The 16,868-nt window shown below is 72.8% G+C and carries 16 protein-coding genes and 1 pseudogene; 7 read left to right on the forward strand and 10 right to left on the reverse strand.

Translation table 11 applies throughout. The annotated features are described in order from the left end of the window. The first annotated feature begins 104 nt into the window (after positions 1 to 104). Positions 105 to 1,118 carry a beta-propeller fold lactonase family protein gene (locus ACFYZ4_RS10520; protein WP_390783603.1) on the forward strand — a complete coding sequence of 338 codons (1,014 nt, stop codon included), beginning with the start codon at positions 105 to 107 and terminating at the stop codon, positions 1,116 to 1,118. 30 nt (positions 1,119 to 1,148) lie between these two features. Here the strand turns inward: ACFYZ4_RS10520 and ACFYZ4_RS10525 are convergent. From ACFYZ4_RS10525 to ACFYZ4_RS10540, 4 genes and pseudogenes are all read right to left on the reverse strand, one after another. After that, positions 1,149 to 1,927 (reverse strand): annotated as a pseudogene (locus ACFYZ4_RS10525) (IS5 family transposase). A gap of 48 nt (positions 1,928 to 1,975) precedes the next feature. After that, entirely contained in the window at positions 1,976 to 3,250 is a 1,275-nt protein-coding gene (locus tag ACFYZ4_RS10530) for a S1 RNA-binding domain-containing protein (RefSeq protein ID WP_390783604.1), read from the reverse strand. 82 nt (positions 3,251 to 3,332) lie between these two features. Continuing rightward, positions 3,333 to 3,890 (reverse strand): SMI1/KNR4 family protein, encoded by a 558-nt coding sequence (locus ACFYZ4_RS10535; RefSeq protein WP_390783605.1) that lies wholly within the window; start codon positions 3,888 to 3,890, stop codon positions 3,333 to 3,335. A gap of 24 nt (positions 3,891 to 3,914) precedes the next feature. Continuing rightward, positions 3,915 to 4,898, reverse strand: coding sequence for an aldo/keto reductase (locus ACFYZ4_RS10540; protein ID WP_390783817.1), 984 nt, complete (start codon positions 4,896 to 4,898; stop codon positions 3,915 to 3,917). Between the two features lie 111 nt (positions 4,899 to 5,009). On the opposite strand from ACFYZ4_RS10540, the gene ACFYZ4_RS10545 reads away from it, so the two are divergent. From ACFYZ4_RS10545 to tap, 3 genes are all read left to right on the forward strand, one after another. Then, positions 5,010 to 5,627, forward strand: coding sequence for a TetR family transcriptional regulator (locus ACFYZ4_RS10545; protein WP_390783606.1), 618 nt, complete (start codon positions 5,010 to 5,012; stop codon positions 5,625 to 5,627). Between the two features lie 147 nt (positions 5,628 to 5,774). Continuing rightward, positions 5,775 to 6,266, forward strand: coding sequence for a hypothetical protein (locus ACFYZ4_RS10550; RefSeq protein WP_390783607.1), 492 nt, complete (start codon positions 5,775 to 5,777; stop codon positions 6,264 to 6,266). Further along, a complete protein-coding gene (gene tap, locus ACFYZ4_RS10555) occupies positions 6,253 to 9,003 on the forward strand; it encodes a telomere-associated protein Tap (protein WP_390783608.1) in 2,751 nt (916 codons plus the stop codon). The genes ACFYZ4_RS10550 and tap overlap by 14 nt, the downstream gene beginning before the upstream one ends. On the opposite strand, the gene ACFYZ4_RS10560 is transcribed toward tap, so the two are convergent. After that, entirely contained in the window at positions 9,000 to 9,953 is a 954-nt protein-coding gene (locus tag ACFYZ4_RS10560; RefSeq protein ID WP_390783609.1) for a helix-turn-helix domain-containing protein, read from the reverse strand. The genes tap and ACFYZ4_RS10560 overlap by 4 nt on opposite strands. Before the next feature lie 96 nt (positions 9,954 to 10,049). Here ACFYZ4_RS10560 and ACFYZ4_RS10565 point away from each other — a divergent pair, with 96 nt between their 5' ends. After that, a complete protein-coding gene (locus tag ACFYZ4_RS10565) occupies positions 10,050 to 11,081 on the forward strand; it encodes a saccharopine dehydrogenase NADP-binding domain-containing protein (RefSeq protein ID WP_390783610.1) in 1,032 nt (343 codons plus the stop codon). Positions 11,082 to 11,153: 72 nt separating this feature from the next. Here the strand turns inward: ACFYZ4_RS10565 and ACFYZ4_RS10570 are convergent, their stop codons facing one another. From ACFYZ4_RS10570 to ACFYZ4_RS10585, 4 genes are all read right to left on the reverse strand, one after another. After that, positions 11,154 to 12,416: a PP2C family protein-serine/threonine phosphatase gene (locus tag ACFYZ4_RS10570; protein ID WP_390783611.1), complete on the reverse strand. Its 1,263-nt coding sequence runs from the start codon at positions 12,414 to 12,416 to the stop codon at positions 11,154 to 11,156. Positions 12,417 to 12,459: 43 nt separating this feature from the next. After that, positions 12,460 to 12,978, reverse strand: coding sequence for a DUF3291 domain-containing protein (locus ACFYZ4_RS10575; protein ID WP_390783612.1), 519 nt, complete (start codon positions 12,976 to 12,978; stop codon positions 12,460 to 12,462). 32 nt (positions 12,979 to 13,010) lie between these two features. Next, positions 13,011 to 13,736, reverse strand: coding sequence for a helix-turn-helix transcriptional regulator (locus ACFYZ4_RS10580; RefSeq protein ID WP_390783613.1), 726 nt, complete (start codon positions 13,734 to 13,736; stop codon positions 13,011 to 13,013). Between the two features lie 93 nt (positions 13,737 to 13,829). Continuing rightward, a complete protein-coding gene (locus ACFYZ4_RS10585; protein WP_351289303.1) occupies positions 13,830 to 14,228 on the reverse strand; it encodes a VOC family protein in 399 nt (132 codons plus the stop codon). Between the two features lie 173 nt (positions 14,229 to 14,401). Here ACFYZ4_RS10585 and ACFYZ4_RS10590 point away from each other — a divergent pair, with 173 nt between their 5' ends. Continuing rightward, the gene (locus tag ACFYZ4_RS10590; protein WP_390783614.1) at positions 14,402 to 14,932 is read left to right on the forward strand and encodes a pyridoxamine 5'-phosphate oxidase family protein; all 531 of its coding nucleotides are present in this window, start codon (positions 14,402 to 14,404) and stop codon (positions 14,930 to 14,932) included. Between the two features lie 45 nt (positions 14,933 to 14,977). Here the strand turns inward: ACFYZ4_RS10590 and ACFYZ4_RS10595 are convergent, their stop codons facing one another. After that, positions 14,978 to 15,640: a DUF4232 domain-containing protein gene (locus ACFYZ4_RS10595; protein ID WP_351289239.1), complete on the reverse strand. Its 663-nt coding sequence runs from the start codon at positions 15,638 to 15,640 to the stop codon at positions 14,978 to 14,980. Positions 15,641 to 15,838: 198 nt separating this feature from the next. Here ACFYZ4_RS10595 and ACFYZ4_RS10600 point away from each other — a divergent pair, with 198 nt between their 5' ends. After that, positions 15,839 to 16,711, forward strand: a complete 873-nt coding sequence (locus tag ACFYZ4_RS10600) for a hypothetical protein (RefSeq protein ID WP_390783615.1) — start codon at positions 15,839 to 15,841, stop codon at positions 16,709 to 16,711. Positions 16,712 to 16,868 lie beyond the last annotated feature (157 nt).

Here is a 16,868-nt window from a genome sequence, read left to right on the forward strand (position 1 = left end):
TCAGCCTGAGCGTGAGCCTCACGTGGCTTTCCGCTCCGGAGACTTAACGTGGCCCCATGACGAGGAGTCAGGACCTTGCGCGGCGAGCAACCGTGGTGCTCTGTGTGACAGCGGCGCTGATGGGACCGGGTGACCTGGCCGGCGCATCCGTCGGGACGACGGCAGTCGGGCTGTCCCCGCGGCCCGGTGCTCTCGTTTACATCGCCAATCTCCACTCCGACACGATGTCGGTCGTCGACACCGGCACCGGCATGGTCGTGGACAGCGTTCCCGTAGGGGACGGACCGGACAGCGTGGCCGTCAGCCCGGACGGCTCCCGCGTCTATGTCACCAATTCCGCGTCGGACACCGTATCGGTGATCGACGCCCGTACCAGGACGGTCATCGCCACCGTCGCTGTCGGGGACGAACCGAGCAGAGTGACGGTCTCTCCCGACAACCGGAACGTCTACGTTGCCAATGTCGGGTCGGACAACGTGTCGGTGATCAGCACCCGCACACGTGCCGTGACGGACACCGTCGCGGTGGGCGATGCCCCGCTGGGCGTGGCGGTGGCGCCCGACGGATGCACCCTGTACGTCGCTAACGCCGCGTCCGGCACCGTGTCAGTGGTCCGCACCGCCACCGGAACGGTCACCGACACCATCCCTGTCGGCAGCGGACCGACCGCTCTGGTACTCACCCCCGACGGCCGCCGCATGTACGTCTCCAACCTGACCTCGGACGACGTGTCGGTGGTCGATGTCCACGACGGCACGGAAACGGACCGCATCCCGGTCGGGGACCAGCCCGCGGGAATCGGAGTGCTACCGGACGGGCAACAGGTATACGTCGCCAACATCGGGTCCGACAACGTGTCCGTGATCAGCACCCGCGGCCGTGCCGTCACGGAAACCGTCGCCGTGGGAGACGGCCCCAACGGCCTCGCCGTCAGCCCGGACGGCTCCCTCGTCTACGTCAGCAACTTCGACTCGGACACCCTGTCGGTCATCGACACCTCGACAGCCCGCGTAACGAACACGGTGACCGTGGGCGACGGGCCGACCGGCGTGGCAGCGGTACAGGGAAAAGCGGGCACGGCCCGAGGTCCGAACACCGCGCCGGTGCAGCTCGCCTGAGCAAGGCACCGCTAGGTTCGGTGTCTTTGGTCATCGTCGTGCCCAGATGAGGATGGCGGCGAGGTGGAGTACGGCCTGGTAGGCGATGGCGAGTCTGTCGCATCGTGTGGCCAGGCCGCGCCACTGCTTGAGGCGGTTGATGCAGCGTTCGACGGTGTTCGGCTGCTTGTAGACCTCGGGGTCTAAGCCGGGCGGGCGGCCGCCTCGGCGGCCTCGCCGCAGGCGGTGGCCGACCTGGTCGGACGGCTGCGGGGTGACCGCACGAATCCCGCGTCGCCGCAGGTGGGAGCGGATGGCGCGGGAGGAGTAGGCCCGGTCTGCGAGCACGGCCAGCGGCCGGGTCCGGGGCCTGCCGGGCCCGCTTCGTGGCACGCGGATGCGGGCCACGACCGTTTCGAAGGCGGGTGCGTCGCCGGCCTGGCCTGCGGTGACGGTCATGGCCAGGGGCGTGCCCGGCTGTCGGCGGCCAGGTGGACCTTGGTGCTCAGGCCGCCGCGTGTGCGTCCGAGGGCCTGGTCGGCGGGCTCGCTGCGGCCTTCGGCCCCTTTTCGCGTGCTCCTGCGAAATGCTGGTGGGCTCGGACAACGGTGGAGTCGACCGAGACGGTCCAGCCGATGTCGTCATCGGCGTCCGCGGCCGTCAGCACGGCGGTCAGGATGTTCTGCCAGGTTCCGTCGACGGCCCATCTGATCAGCCGCTTGTGGGCGGTTTGGAACGGGCCTGGTTCGTCGGGCAGGTCCCGCCAGGGCGAGTTGGTGCGGTACTTCCACGCAATGGCCCGGCATCAGCGGCTCGATCCGGTCGCACATCGCATCAGTGATCACTAATCGGACGGAGAGACACGCGCTAGTCGCCGGTCACGGCCTTCGCGGATCTTCCTGCAGGGCCTTGAGGGAGAGGGATACGCGTTCTCGGACCGGGTCGACGTCGAGGATCTCCGCGGTGATCTCCTGACCGACGGAGACGACGTCGGAGGGGTAGTCGACGGGGAGCCATGACAGCTCGGGGATGTTGATCATCGCGATGAAGCCGCCTATGTCGACGAACGTGACGCCGAAGTCGGCAATGTGGTTCACGGTGCCGGTGACGACTTGGCCCCGCCGAAGCGCCCGCGTCGTGAGGAAGGCCCAGTTCCGGTCGCTCGGGGTGGGGTCGGTCCCCCAGCGGGCCCGTACCACTCCGTCGCCGTCCGGCATGACGGCGGTCATGACGGGCACGCGCTCGTCGGCGTACATGGGCAGGAGCGCCGCCGCACCGGCACGGGCGATCCGCGCGGTCAGCTCCGCGTAGTCGTCCTCGTCGACGACGGCGCTGTGGATACGGCCGTCCTCGTCCTGCCAGACGCCTTCGACGAGGCCGTCGGCGGGGAACGAGCCGAGGACGGCGTCGATGTCCGTGGACAGGCCCGGCCATACGGCCAGCCGGGCGCGGGGAGCGAGCCCGGCGCGCACCGTGTCGAGGGCCTCGTCGTCGAGGCGGTGCCAACGGGAAACGCCTTCGATGGGCGTCTCCTCCAGGAGCCCCGCCTGGCACGAGGCGACGGCCCAACCCAGCCGGGCCCAGAACGCGTCGTCGCCCGGCCGCTGGATCTCGTCCTCGTCGGTCTCCATGGCGTACGGGGAGGCGTCCATGCGTTCCGGGAACAGCCCGAGCGCGCGGGCCCGGGCCTGCGCCTCCTCGCACGGGGAGCTGCTGCCGACGTAGAGGTACTGGTCCCATCCCACGTGCACGGCGAACGCACCCTCCACCTCCAGCCGGCACCAGGCGCCACCGTCGCGCAGCATGACCCGCACCAGCGCGAGCGCGGTGTCGAGCGGAACCTCCGCCCCGTCGTGAAAGCCCGTCGGGACGGCCGAATCGGCCGTGTCGGCCGGGTCCCGCGGAAAGAGCCCGTCCAGCCCGAAACCGTCCATGGGCGGCTCGGCACCGAAGTGCACGAAGGACGAGATCCCCGGCTCGCGCACAGAGAGGCGGTCGATCCCGGACTCGACGGCGAACGCCTCGACCGCCTGGAGATAGGCCGCCTCGACCGCGCCGTGATCGCTGACGGTGTCCTCGGCGCCGACGTAGGAACCGGAGTCGTCACGGTCGGCGGGGTCGTACTTGGTGACGCGGTAAACGTAGGGAAGCACACCCCATCCTCCCTCACCTCCCGGGACGGCCGGCGCGCCGGCCCCGTAACCGGCGTACGCGGCCCGGCTCGTGGGGTGGGGGCTATACGAAGCCGGGCTGTCCGGTCTTGTGGAAGCGGTGCACCGAGCGGCGCAGGAGGTCGAGGAACTCGGCGAGGTCGTTCGTGATCCGGTCGAACTCGGCTTCTTCCGAGGCTCTTCGCGAGCGCCACACGCCGCCGTCCGCGCCGACCGCGTACAGGATTCCGCCGCCGTCGGAGCCGATCAGCACGGCGGGTGCGGTGCCGCCCGCCTCGGGCAGGGGGATGCGTTCGTCGAGCGCCCGGGCCCCGGAGTGCAGGAAGTAGGCGTTGCCGACGCCGCCCATGGTCACGGCGCCGATCTCGCCGTAGTACAGGGCGAGCTCGGCGAAGGCGGCCGATTCCGCGGCGAGGCGCCCCGCGGCGGCCCGGTCGCCCGCCTCAGGTGGGTGGATCGCGTTCTCCCCCGGGCCATAGCCGTACTTCTCCTCGAAGCCGCAGGTCACGGCGTACAGGGCCGCCGAGACCTCCTCGCGCCAGGCGGCGAGGGAGTCGGCGGTGAGGGGGGCGGCAGTGAGAGGGGCAGCGGTCAGAGGGGCGGGGTCGTACACGTCGCGCATGGCCCCATCCTCACATCCCGCCCGTCAGCCGTTCAGCGACCGCATCAGCTCCGGGGCGTAGCGGTCGCCCGAGGCCACGCCGTGGGGGGCCACGGCGTCGATGGCGGCCAGGTCCGCGTCGGTGATCGTCACGGCGGTGGCGGCGATGTTCTCCTCCAGGTAGCTGCGGCGCTTGGTGCCCGGGATGGGCACCGCGCCCTGGCGCAGGGTCCAGGCCAGCGCGAGCTGCGAAGGCGTGACGCCCTTCTCGGCGGCGAGACGGCGCACCTGGTCGACGACGGCCAGGTTGCGGGCGAAGTTCTCGCCCTGGAAGCGGGGGTCTGTGCGGCGGAAGTCGTCGGCGGCGAAGTCGTCCGGGCTGGTGATCGCGCCGGAGAGGAATCCCCGGCCGAGCGGGGAGTACGCGACGAGTCCGATGCCCAGCTCGCTCAGGGTGTCGAGGACTCCGTCGTGCTCGATGCCGCGCTCGAAGAGGCTGTACTCGGTCTGCACGGCGGCCAGCGGGTGGACGGCGTGCGCGCGGGCGATGGTGGAGGGCGCGGCCTCGCACAGGCCGATGTGGCGGACCTTGCCGGCGGCGACGAGCTCGGCCAGGGCGCCCACGCTCTCCTCGACGGGCACGTTCGGGTCGATGCGGTGCAGGTAGTAGAGGTCGATGTGGTCGGTTCCCAGGTGGCGCAGGGAGCGGTCGGCCGAGCGGCGAATGTATTCGGGGGTCGCGTTGTGGCCGAGGAAGGCGCCCTCGTCGGTGAACTCGACGCCGGTCTTCGTGGCGATCACGGCGGCTTCGCGGCGGCCGGTGAGGGCCTTGCCGAGGAGCTGCTCGTTGAGGAAGGGGCCGTAGCCTTCGGCGGTGTCGAGCAGGGTGACGCCGAGCTCCAAGGCCCTGTCGATCGTGGCCAGCGACTCGGTCTCGTCCGTGGCCCCGTAGTGGGCGCTCATGCCCATCAGGCCGAGCCCTTCGGCGCCGACCTCGAGTCCCTGGCCGCCCAGTGCGCGGATCTCCATCGCGTTCTCCATCATGCTCTCCTCGGGAAGTAACTAACTGGATAGATAGAGCGTGCACCACACGCGCGCCAGATGTCAATAACCGGATAGTTACTTGCTACGCTGCGGGGCATGGCACGGGATTCCAGCGCGACCAAGGCACGCCTGCTCGACGCGGCCTTCTCCGAGTTCGCGACGCACGGCATCGCCGGCGCGCGCGTCGACCGCATCGCCGAGACCGCACAGGCGAACAAACGGCTCATCTACGTCTACTACGGCAACAAGGAGCAGCTCTTCGACGCCGTGCTCCAGCGGGCGCTGGAGACGGGCTCGGAGTCCGTGCCCTTCGACGTCGACGACCTGCCCGGTTACGCGGGCGCCGTCTTCGACCACCTCGTCGAGCGGCCGTCGCTGATGCGTCTGGTGCTGTGGAAGCAGCTGGAACGTCCGGGGAGCACGGACACCGAGGCGGCGTCCTACCAGGGCAAGATCGCAGCCGTGCGGCAGGCGCAGGAGGCGGGCCGGATCGACGCCGGGATCGACGCCGCCGACGTACTGACGCTGGTGGTGGCCCTGTCGCAGGCGTGGTTCGGCGCGCTGGTCGGTCCGGCGGTCGGCGGTACGGGGGCCGGCGGTACGGGGGCCGGCGAGACCGGTTCCGACTGGGCACCCGCCCAGGTCGCCCGCCACCGGGCGGCGGTCGTGGAGGCCGTACGCCGGATCACCGCACCCCACGCGGACGGGAGTTGAACCACCGGCGGGTCAAGTGGGTTCGGTGCGGGGGCGGATGGGGTCGCACGGGTGAGCCGGCCGGTGCCTCGATAATGTGAGAAGGGCCGGCCTGCGCCGGTGTTCGTGTGGTGCTTGCTCGGCATGGGGGAAGAGGGGGCGGCTGGGATGCGCGTGCGGATCGACAGTGGTGACGGGGGCGGCGAGGCCGGCGGGTCCGCCGGGGGCGGCCGGGACGCGGCGGAGACCGCAGGGCTGACCGGGGCGTTCGCCGACTGGCTGACCCAGGACCGGGAGGTCTCCCGGCACGCGGTGGTCCGCCGCGTCCGCGCGGAGGCCCCCGAGGGTGCGATGTCGGGCGATCTGGTCGAGTGGATCAGTCTCGCCGTCTCCTCCGGCTTCTCGACCGCCGCGCTCGTGTACGCGCACCGCACCTTCCGCGCCTCCCTCCCGCCCCGGCTGCGCTCCGGCGCGCGGCTGGTGGTCGAGCACGACGGCGTCCGCGTGGTCATCGAGGACGGCACCGAGCAGGACGTGGCCCGCGTCGTACGCGCCCTGGCCGGGGCGGAGCCGGCCGGGAGCCCCGAGGGCGGTACGGGATCCCGCCCCGGCCGGCCCCAGGAGGCGGCACCGGAGGATGCCAGCGGTGCCGGTTCCTGACCCGTTCGCGAGCCGGGCGGTACTGGTCGGGGTCGACGGCTACAGCCACCGGGACCTGGCGCCACTGCCCGCGGCGGCCGCCGGGGCACACCGGCTCGCCGAGTTGCTGCGCGATCCGTCGGTCTGGGGCCTGCCCGCCGCCCACGTCACGGTGCTGGGCGCGGACGCCTCCATGGCCCGCGTCCTGGGCGCGGTGCGTGACGCGGCCCTGGAGGCCACGGACACGCTCTTCGTGTACTTCGCCGGCCACGGGCTGCGCGACCGCGACGAGAAGCTGTACCTGGCGCTGGCCGAGGCGGACGCGGATCATCCGCAGATCGGGACGGTGCCGTACCGGGCGTTACGCGATGTGGTGCGGCAGGCCGGGTACCGGGCGCGCCACCGGGTGACGGTGCTGGACTGCTGCTACAGCGGCCTGGCCGGTGCCATGTCCGCCGCCGGCGTCCCCACGCGCACCGACCTCGCCCACGCGCTGGACGAGCCCGCGCACTCCGGCGGGAACCGGTCCGCCCCGGGGCTCCCGATGGGCGCACACGCGGGCCAGGACCCCAACGGGGACGCGGGCAGGGACGCGCACGGCGCCGCCGGGGAAGGGGACGGGGACGGGGACGGTGATGGGGACGACTACGGGGACTGCGTGCTGACCTCGGCTCCGCCGACCCGGCGCTCCTTCGTTCCCCGGGGTGCCCGGTTCCCGGAATTCACCGGCCTGCTGATCACCTTGCTGGAACACGGCGTCGCCGACGCGGGCGCGGAGCTGAGCCTGGAGGACGCCTGGCGCCGGATCCTGCGGCGCATGCGCGAGCGCGGCAGCCCCGAACCGCAGCAGTTCGCCCAGAACTCCGTCGCCGCCCGGATCCACCTGCGCAACCGTGCCGCCGCCACCGGCCGTGCCACCGCGCCCACCGGGCCGGCCGCCGCAGCCGGCATGCGGAGCGCGGCCGGCATGCGGAGCGCGGCCATCACACCAGCCGTACCCGCCACGTCGACGGCAGCCTTCGCACGTGCCCGGCACCCCGGCGACGCCCCGCCCGGGAGGGGCTTCGAGAACGGGCCACTGGCCGTCATCGACGCCGACGCCGAGGACGGCCGGGTGCGGGCCCACTGCGCGGCCGGCGCGGTGCTGGACTGTCCCGCCCGGACGCTCGACTCGCTCCTGGAGTGGGCGCTCACCCGGGCGCGGCTCGGCGCGCCGAGGCTGCACCGCAACGGCAAGGAGGCCGATCCGCTGCTCGTGCTCACCGCCGGCGCGGCCGTTCGGTTCGGCCTCCCCTCGCGCCCGGAGGGCCTGTCGCCCTCCGGCGTCCCGCGCCTGCCGGACGACCACGAGGTCCTCAAGCAGCTGCGGCAGGCGGACTGGCAGCCGACCGAGCACGGCTTCGGCCCGTGGGCCAGGCTGTACCGCCCCGTCCGCGACGGGCGGCGCCGGTGCGTGCAGCTGTGCCTCCTGCCCTGGGGTGCGCTGGACCCCCACCACTGGGGCCCGACCGCGCAGTTGCCGCCGGCCGAGGTCGCCCGCCTGCTCGGCGCGTACGCGGAGCGCATCACCACCCCGCACGGCTCCGCCGCCGCCACGGGGCTGTCGCTCATGACCGCGCTGAGGCCGCCGACGCGCGCCGTCAGGAACGAGTGGACCGGGAGCTGGGTGTCCGCGCCGAATCCCGGAGCCCTCACGGGGGCGGTGGACTGCGCGCCCTGTGAGGCGCCGGACGGGCACCCGATGCTCGCCGGCCTGTATCCGCCTGCGCACCGGCGCACTCCGGACCAGGCCCTGCGGGAGGAGGCACACCGCTGGTCGCGTCCGCTGACCGGTGCCGAACGCCTCAAGGCGTACGTGGTCGGCATCAGGGTGACCATGCCGCTCGCCGCGGCGGCGAGCCGGCTCCGGGTGGGCCTGGACGCGCCCGTACACGTCGAGCGGCCCGTCTTCGACCCGTCGCTGCCCGGCAGTTGGCTGGCGGACCTGTCCCCCGCCACCCTCGACGAGCGCCTGCCCTCCCCGTTCACGCCCGACGGCCGGCCGCCGGCCGGCGCGGCCTGGTACACGACCCCGACCCTCGCCTACGCCGTGGAACTGGGCTTTCCCGTTCAGCCCGTCGAGGCGTACGTCCGTACCACGGGCGGCGCCTACCTGGATCCCTGGTACAAGCGGATGCGCGACGGCTACCTGGCCACGATGGCCGACCTCGGCGTGGGCGCCGGTCTCGCCGGCCGGGAGCTCCTGGACGCCCTGGCCGTCCACCGGCAGGGCGATCCCGGGCTGGTCGGCGTACTCGACGCGATCGCGGCCACCGCCGAGGGCGGCGTGGCCAAGCTCGGCGAGGGCCCGCCCGAGGCGGGCCGCGGGCCCCGAGGGCCCTGGTCGGCCCCGCAGCGCGCGACCTGGCGACCCGACATCCGCGCCGCCGTCGCCGCCTCCGCCCGGGTCAACACGCACCGCAAGATGCTCAGACTGGCGCAGGAGATGGGCCGGTTCCCGGTGGCCGTCTCGGCCGACCACGTCGTCTACGCGTCCGACGGCACGTCACCGCTGGACCTCCTCCCCCACACAGCCGACGGCAAGCCGCTGCCGGGAACCTTCCGGCTGGGCGTCTCGCCGGGGATGGCCACGCACGCCGGTACGCGGACGGTCGCGTGGGCCGAGCGGATGCGCGAGGAACACGGACCGGACGTCAACATCGCGGACCACATCGGAGGCGGCCCGCCCACCGCCGACTCCGACGCCGATGGCTTCTAGGCCGGGCCGGGGGCCGCGTTGCGGAACGAGCGGCGGTAGCTGTCCGGTGGCACGCCGACGATCCGTTTGAACTGGCGCCGAAGGGTCGTGGCGGTGCCCATGCCGGTGGCGAGGGCCACGGCCTCGATGGTCTCGTCGGTGGCCTCCAGCAGTTCCTGGGCGCGGCGTACGCGCTGGATCAGGAGCCACTGGAGGGGTGTCTGGCCGATCGCCGACCGGAACTGCCGTCCGAGGTTGCGCGGGCTCGTGTTCGCCTTCCGCGCCATGTCGGTCACCGTCAGCGGCTGGTCCAGCCGCTGACGGACCCAGGCGAGCAGCTGGGCGAGCGCGTGGTCGCCCGCGACGTGTACCGGCGTGGCCACGAACTGGGCCTGACCGCCCGGCCGATGGGGCGGCATGACGAGGCGGCGGGCGACGGAGTTGGCGATGGTGGCGCCGTGGTCGAGGTGGATCAGGTGGAGGCAGAGGTCCACGGCGGCGGCCTTGCCCGCGGCCGTGAGGACGCTGCCGTTGTCCGTGTAGAGCACGTCCGGGTCGACGACGGCCAGCGGATGGCGTGCGCTCAACTCCTCCGCGTGCGCCCAGTGGGTGGTGGCCCGCCGCCCGTCCAGCAGGCCCGCGGCGCCGAGTACGAAGGCTCCGGTGCACAGGGAGGCGACCCGTGCGCCCGCCGCGTGGGCCGCGCGCACGGCCTCGACGAGCTCCGGAGGCGGCGGTTCGTCGATGTCGGCGCACGCGGGGACGATCACGGTGTCCGCCTCGGCCACGCGCTCCAGCCCGTGGTCGGGCTCGACCGTGAACGGGCCGACCCGCACCGGCCCGGGCCCGCAGAGCAGTACGTCATACCAGCCGTCGGTGGCCTCGCGCGGGGGATTGCCGAAGATCTCGTAGGCCACGGCCAGTTCGAAGTGCAGCAGGTGACCGGCGGCCGGCAGCGCGACAGTGGGCATGTCCGAAAGTGTACGCATGTCGTCGTTCCGGACCATCACTCTCGGGCGGTGCCCGCAACGAGACTGAATCCACCAGGACATCGAGAGCGGGGAACGATGAGCGCGACAGCAGCAGTGGTGGTTTTCGGGGCGACGGGGCACACGGGCCGGTTCGTCGTCGCCGAACTGCGGAGGCGCGGTCTCGCCACCGTCGTCTCCGGCCGTGACGCGGCGCGGTTGGAGGAGCTGGCCGCCGCGTGGGGGGATGTGGAGGTGCGGCCGGCCACGGTGGACGACGCGGGCTCGCTGGACCGGGCCCTCGCCGGCGCGGCGGCCGTCGTCAACTGCGCGGGACCGTTCGCGGTGACGGCGGGCCCTGTCGTCGAAGCGGCCCTGCGCGCGGGGATCCCGTACGTCGACGTCGCGGCGGAGATCGAGGCGAACGCCGCGATGTTCGCCGACCACGCGGAGGCGGCGCGCGCGGCGGCCACGCCCGTGGTGCCGGCGATGGCGTTCTACGGCGGGCTGGGGGACCTGTTGGTGACCGCGGCGATGGGCGAATGGACCGCTGCGGACACGGTGCACGTCGCGTACGGACTCAACGGCTGGCATCCCACGCCGGGTACCCGGGTGGCGGGCCGGGTGTCCCACGAGCGTCGCGCGGGCCGCCGGGTGCGGTTCGCGGAGGGCGCGCTGCAGTATCACGACGACAAGCCGTGGGAGCAGGACTGGATCTTCCCGGAGCCCGTGGGCCGGCGGGCGGTGATCGCTGAGTTCACGATGGCCGATGTGGTCACCGTTCCCAGCCATGTGGCCGTGCCCGAGGTCCGCACCTACATGACGGTCGAGGCCGCGCGGGATCTCGCCGAGGAGGACACCCCGGCCCCGGAGGCGGTCGACGCCTTGGGGCGGTCGGACCAGACCTTCGTCGTCGAGGTGGTGGTGAGCAAGGGTGGTGTCGAGCGCCGGGCCTCGGCGCGCGGCCGGGACATCTACGCGGTCACCGCGCCGCTGGCGGTGGAGGCGGTCGAGCGCATCCTGGCCGGGCGCGCGCGGACGACGGGCGTGGCCTCGGCGGGCGCGATGTTCGACGCGGCGGAGTTCCTCCGGGCGCTGTCCCCGCACGTGTCGGTCGAGCTTCCGCACTGACCGGCGGGGGCCTCGCGCCTCGGCGAGGCGCGGGGGCGGGGGCGGGGGCGGGGGCGGCGGGGGCCGGCTGCGTCAGAGGCGGAGGATGACCAGCGCCGCGTCGTCGGTGACGCCGACGGGCGGGATGAGATCGGTCAGCAGGGCGTCCACGAGGTCGTCGGGGCCGGCGGCGCGGTGTCGTGCGAGGGCGTCGGCGAGCCGTTGGAGGCCGATGTCGATGTCCTCGTGGCGGCGTTCGACGAGGCCGTCGGTGTAGAGGGCGAGGACGGAGCCTTCGGCGAAGGCGATCCGGGCCTGGGGGCGGCGTTGGTGTTCGGGCCGGGCGCCGAGCGGGGGGTCGGTCGCCTGGTCGAGGAAGCTGACCGTGCCGTCGGGGTGGCAGAGCGCGGGCGGGGGGTGTCCGGCGCTGCTGTAGGTGAGGACGCGGTCGCTCCAGTCGATGAACACCGACACCACGGTGGTGGATTCGGCACCTTCGATGGCGCGGGCGTACAGCCCGAGGACTTCGAGGGCCTGGGCGGGACCGTCGACGACGCGGGAAGCGGCCGACAGGGCGCTGCGGAGCTGTCCCATGACCCCGGCGGCCCGGAGTCCGTGGCCGACGACGTCCCCCACCGCGACCGCGGTGCGGCCGGGCATGTCGAAGAGGTCGTACCAGTCGCCGCACACGTTCAGGGCGGCGGTGGCGGGCCGGTAGCGGACGGCGGCCCCGTGGTGGCCGAGGGGCCGGGGCGCGGGCAGCATCGCATCCTGGAGGTGAAGGGCCACCTCGCGTTCACGGGCGTGGGCCTGCCGCAGGCGCGCGTTGACCTCCTGCAGCTCCCGGCCGCGGGCGTAGAGATCGGACGCCAGCTCCTGGGCGCGGCCGGAACCGTCACCGGCACCGACGCGGGACCGGATGAGCTCGGTGACCTCCTCCACCCGGTGGAGCAGCAGGGCCACGCTGCCGTCGGGGGCGAGGACGGGGACGTTGACGGGGCTCCAGTACCGCTCCTCCCACACCCCGGGCCGGCCGGCGTGCTCCACGTCGTAGCGCTGCAGGGCCATGGTGTCGCGCTCCCCGGTGGTCGCGACCCGCTCCAGGGAGGCGCGCAGGTTCCGCATGCCGGTGGCGTCCGGATCGCTGGGGTTGTCGGGGAAGACGTCGAACAGGTAGCGGCCGATCATCTGCTCGCGGGTGCGGCCGGACATGACCAGGAAGGCGTCGTTGGCGTCCACGTACACGAGATCGGGGGTCAGCAGCGCGACCGCGCCCGGCAGGGCTTGGAAGACCGCCTCGTAGTCGATCCCGGATCCGTTCACGATCCACCTGTCCGCGCGCGTCCGTACCCTCATGGGCCTGTTCCCACGATAGGTGCGAGCGGGGAGGGCGGTCCTGTCACAGCCCCCGGCCTTGGGCCGTTCGGACCCTGCCGGGCTGAGCGGCCTGGCCGGCCTCGGCGGGGGTGTGGGAGGAGGCGAAGGTGAACGCGCGGGGGGACGGCCCGTGCGTCCGCAGGTCCGCCAGCCGCTCCAGGGGCTCGCCGACGGTCGGGAGGTGTCCGGCGGGGATCCACCAGAGCACCATGTGCGCCTCGACGTGCCGTGCGAACCAGTCGCGGCGCCGCCGCATCACCTCCAGGTGCCCGCTGCGGTAGGCGAAGTCCCAGAGGGCCTCCTGGGTCTCCCACACCGACAGGTTGACGATGACGTTCTCGCCCGCCGGGCGCAGGCCGGTGGCATCGGCCGCCCCCTCCTCCACGAGCCGCCATACGAAGCCGGGCGCGCCGTCGGCGGCGGTGTTGACCGGGTCGAGCATCTCGACGAACGGCGCCACGCGCGGGTCGTCGAAGGGGTGGAGGAGCGTGGCGACGTTGAGCTGGGCCAGGTGGGCGGCGGCAGGCCGGGGTGTGGTCATGGCCTCATCCCAGCACGACGGCTCTTTCTATGTCAATCATCATTGTTTTTAGAATCCTCGACCACCACGCAGCACTCCCCCGGCCTGGCGTCCATCCGGGCCCGAACGGGGCCGTCCGCACCGAGCAGCCCCTCCAGCAGGGCGAGGTTCATGCCGCAGACGAGCGGCGGGAAGCGTTCGGCGACGGCATGGAAGGGGCAGTTGCGCATACGGACGACAGGCGCGGCCGTTCCGGCCTCCCCGGCCGCCGCCCCGGCCGCCGCCCCGGCCGCCTCACCCTCGGCATTCCCCACGCCTTCCAGGTGGGGCTCGTAGCCGCGGGCGGCCAGCACCTCCATGGCCTCCTCCAGGCCGCCGCACGGCTCCGCCGATCCGCGCAGGGCCTCGCCCCGGCGGCGCGCGGCCGCGCAGAGCCCGGCGTCCAGCCCGGCCTGCTCGACGGCCTCGGCCAGCAGCTCGGCGGCGGTGCGGTAGTCACGGGCGGGCAGCGACACGGACCACTCGGCCCGCGCCCGCGTGTACACCTTGGCGGGGCGGCCCGCCCCCGGCCCCGAGCGGCCCGTCAGGCGCCGGCTCCCGCTCTCCAGCAGCCCGGCCTCGGTGAGCTTGTCCAGATGGTGCGCGGCGAGCGTGCGCGCCACCCCGGCCGCCTCGGCGGCCTCGTTGCGGCCGACCTCCCGCCCCTGGGCCACCACGTACTCGTACAGGCGGCGGCGCACCGGATCCTGCAGCACCGCGATCGCGTCGATGTCCTCCATCCGGCCATTCTAGGAACAACACACGTTGGACTTAGAAGGACCCGGGCGGGAGGACGACAGCCGTGCGGAGCAGTGCGCAACGCCGACGGCTCCTCAGGGGCGTTCCGGTGCCTCGATCGCGACGAGTTCGACCTCGAAGCCGTCCTCGTTCTCCAGGTAGGCGGCATGGTGCTGCGCACCGCCCGCGTACGGATGCCTGTCGGGGAACATCAGCCGCCAGCCGTGCCGGGTCGCTTCCCGGGCCAGCCTCTCGACCTCGGTGTCGTCCTCGACGTGGAAGGCGAGATGGTTCAGTCCCGGCCGGCAGCGGTCGTGCTCGGCGGCGGTGAGGGCCGGGGACTGCTCGACGACCAGGTAGGTCGGCCCGAGCCGCCAGCTGCGTCCGTTGCTCCAGTGCTGGTAGGGGGTGTGCCCCAGGGCCCCGAGGAGCCAGCCGAACGAGGCGACCGCGCGGTCGAGGTCCGGGACCCACAGCTCGACGTGGTGCAGCATGCCGTGGGTGGGCGGGACGGGGGCGGCGTGATGGGATGCGTTCACAGCCTGATCATGGTCCGAGGCCACTCCTCCTGGCCATCCCCATCGAGTGACGTCCGCGGTCACGGGCATGTCGGCCGCGTACTCCCGGCGCCCAGGGTCGAGGCTGGTGACCGATGAACACGTCACCCATGAACACGTCGCCCATGAACCCGTCACCCATGCCCCACATCCGGTTGGACGAGCGTTACAGCGACGCGGAGGCGGCCGCCGTCCCGTGGCCGACGGCCGTGGCGGAGCTGACCGGGGCCGAACTGTACTGGCTCACGACCGTACGTCCCGACGCGCGCCCGCACGTCACGCCGCTCATCGGTGTCTGGGCGGACGGCGCGCTGCACTTCTGCACGGGTCCGCACGAGCGCAAGGCCGAGAACCTCCGCGGCAATCCGAACGTCGTGCTCACCACCGGCAGCAACTCCCTCCACGGCGGCCTCGACCTGGTCGTCGAGGGCGAGGCGGTGCGCGTGACCGACTCCGGACGGTTGCGCGCGCTCGCCGAGGCCTGGGAGGCGAAGTACGGCGCGGAATGGCACTTCGACGTCGGCGACGGCGTCTTCGTCAACCCCGACGCCGGGGAGGCGGTGGTCTTCGCGGTCGCCCCGCGCACGGTCTTCGGCTTCGGCAAGGCCCCGTACAGCCAGACCCGCTGGCGCTTCGCCTGAGGTTCGGCGCCGGGCGGGCCCCGACGGGGCGCGTGCGATACAGCGCTAGAGGCTGAGGGCGTCCTCCGCGTTGTCCATCCAGGCCGTCACGGAGTTCTTGTCGGGCGAGACGTACAGACCCGGCGTCGACGCCTTCAGCGGGGTCTGCTCCAGATCCGACTCCGTGTTCATGGTCAGCGCGATCGAGTTGACGGTCTTCCCCTTGCCGTCGTTGGCGCCGCCCATCAGCCCGGCGTACGCCGACTCCCCCGGTTCGAGCCTGATCGCGTCCTCGATTCCGGGAGCCGTGCCGCGCTCCGTGGCCTGACCGTCCAGGTCCCCGAAGGTCACGATCGGATGCCCAAGTGCCCTGCACGCCTTGGTGCCCTTGTTGGTGATCTTCAGCAGGTAGCTGCTCGTCGTGGGCTCCGCCAGGGTCGCGGCGAATTTCACGTCGAAGGTGCTGCACGGGAAGACGTCGAAGTCGGGGTCGGTGGACGGCTTCGTGGGCTTCGGCAGTTTCGTCGGCTTCGAAGTCGCCGACGGCTTGGCCGACCCGGCCGGCTTGGCCGGCGTCGACGGTGCGGACGGCGTCGCGGACTTCGCCGGGCTTGCGGTCGACCCGCCGGCCCCGCCCCCCGCGCTGTCCTCGGTGGGTCCACAGGCGGTCAGGGCGACCAGTGCGGATACGGCGGCGAGGACGACTGCGGATCTGCGTACGGTGCTCATGGTGTGGTTCCCCCCGATGAGAAGCGCGAAGTGCGCCGGGCTGGGTTGGGTTGGGTTGGGCTGGATTGTGGGCTGTACCGAGCTGGGCTGAGCACCAGCGTCCCGCAGAACCTTCACAGCTTGGTGACGGTGTCTTGCCGAGTCCACCACGATCGGCTCGGACCGCCGCCCGCCCGACGCGAGCTAGCATCTGCGTCCATGGTGAGACCCGAGGAGAACGGCCGTACCCCAGGGGCGGCTTCCGGCGCCTGGCGCGTCACCGTGCTGAAGCAGGAGCGACGCAAGGCGGGCCCGCAGGCGTACGAGCCGTCGCGCCGCCAGGGGGAACCGCTCGCCCGCCGGGATGACCTCCGCGTCCACGGCACCGCCGGGAAGATCAGCTGCATCGACGCCTCGGGCCACACCCGCTGGACCACACCCTGTTCCGGCGTCCCCAACGCCGCCCACATATCCCGCGGCCGGGTCCTGGTCACCACGGACTCCCTCGCGTACACCCCCTGGGGCAACCTCGGCCCCGCCCTGCTGCTCGACCTCGCGGACGGCACGCTCATCACCGAGCTGCGCGGCGAACGCGGCGCGGCCCTGGGCAGCGGCCGTTTCCTCCTCGGCCTGGAGGGCTACGACGTCTTCGACACCTGGGAGTACGACCGCGACGGCACCCTGGTCGACTCCTGGCGCAGCTACGGCCACTACGTCATCGGTACGGGCATCCGCGTCGTCGAGACCGACCGCAACCTGCCCACCCGCAGCCACGTGGTCCGGCTCCTGCCGGGCGGCACCGTCGAACGCGGACCGCTGCTCACCGATCCGCTGACCCCGCGGCCGCTCGTCCTGTCGGACGGCACCATCCTGATCCTCGACTCGGGGGTGCTACGGGCCGTCGGCCGCCGGCTGGAGGACACCGTCCTCGCCGAGCTGCTCCCCGTGGCCCCCGAAGAGATGTGGCGCTACCACGGCCGGCTCCACCGGGCCGGTGACAAGCTCACGGTGTCGCTCACCGAACGACACCCCGACCGCCCCGACAAGCACACCGTCCACAGCTGGACCCTCGTCCTCCACCCGCCTCGATGAGCCGTTCAGCAGCAGAGAACCGTGTCCGCGTGAGCCCCAGCCCGTAGCCGGCGCCGGTGTCCCCGAGGGGTGCGGGGTCGCCCGTGTTGGCCAGTACGCGCAGGTACCGTTCGGTCCCGGCACGATCCCCGGCATCGGGGTACCCCTCGGCCCGGCG

It is taken from the genome of Streptomyces sp. NPDC001513, from assembly GCF_042894695.1.
Taxonomy (GTDB): domain Bacteria; phylum Actinomycetota; class Actinomycetes; order Streptomycetales; family Streptomycetaceae; genus Streptomyces.

Coding starts and splice junctions, on each gene's coding strand:
- ACFYZ4_RS10570 (WP_390783611.1), bottom strand. CDS start 12,416: ATGAGGGTACGGACGCGCGCGGACAGGTGGATCGTGAACGGATCCGGG.
- ACFYZ4_RS10575 (WP_390783612.1), bottom strand. CDS start 12,978: ATGACCACACCCCGGCCTGCCGCCGCCCACCTGGCCCAGCTCAACGTC.
- ACFYZ4_RS10590 (WP_390783614.1), top strand. CDS start 14,402: ATGAACACGTCGCCCATGAACCCGTCACCCATGCCCCACATCCGGTTG.
- ACFYZ4_RS10580 (WP_390783613.1), bottom strand. CDS start 13,736: ATGGAGGACATCGACGCGATCGCGGTGCTGCAGGATCCGGTGCGCCGC.
- ACFYZ4_RS10560 (WP_390783609.1), bottom strand. CDS start 9,953: ATGCCCACTGTCGCGCTGCCGGCCGCCGGTCACCTGCTGCACTTCGAA.
- ACFYZ4_RS10550 (WP_390783607.1), top strand. CDS start 5,775: ATGCGCGTGCGGATCGACAGTGGTGACGGGGGCGGCGAGGCCGGCGGG.
- ACFYZ4_RS10540 (WP_390783817.1), bottom strand. CDS start 4,898: ATGGAGATCCGCGCACTGGGCGGCCAGGGACTCGAGGTCGGCGCCGAA.
- ACFYZ4_RS10545 (WP_390783606.1), top strand. CDS start 5,010: ATGGCACGGGATTCCAGCGCGACCAAGGCACGCCTGCTCGACGCGGCC.
- ACFYZ4_RS10535 (WP_390783605.1), bottom strand. CDS start 3,890: ATGCGCGACGTGTACGACCCCGCCCCTCTGACCGCTGCCCCTCTCACT.
- ACFYZ4_RS10585 (WP_351289303.1), bottom strand. CDS start 14,228: ATGCTGCACCACGTCGAGCTGTGGGTCCCGGACCTCGACCGCGCGGTC.
- ACFYZ4_RS10565 (WP_390783610.1), top strand. CDS start 10,050: ATGAGCGCGACAGCAGCAGTGGTGGTTTTCGGGGCGACGGGGCACACG.
- ACFYZ4_RS10595 (WP_351289239.1), bottom strand. CDS start 15,640: ATGAGCACCGTACGCAGATCCGCAGTCGTCCTCGCCGCCGTATCCGCA.
- ACFYZ4_RS10600 (WP_390783615.1), top strand. CDS start 15,839: ATGGTGAGACCCGAGGAGAACGGCCGTACCCCAGGGGCGGCTTCCGGC.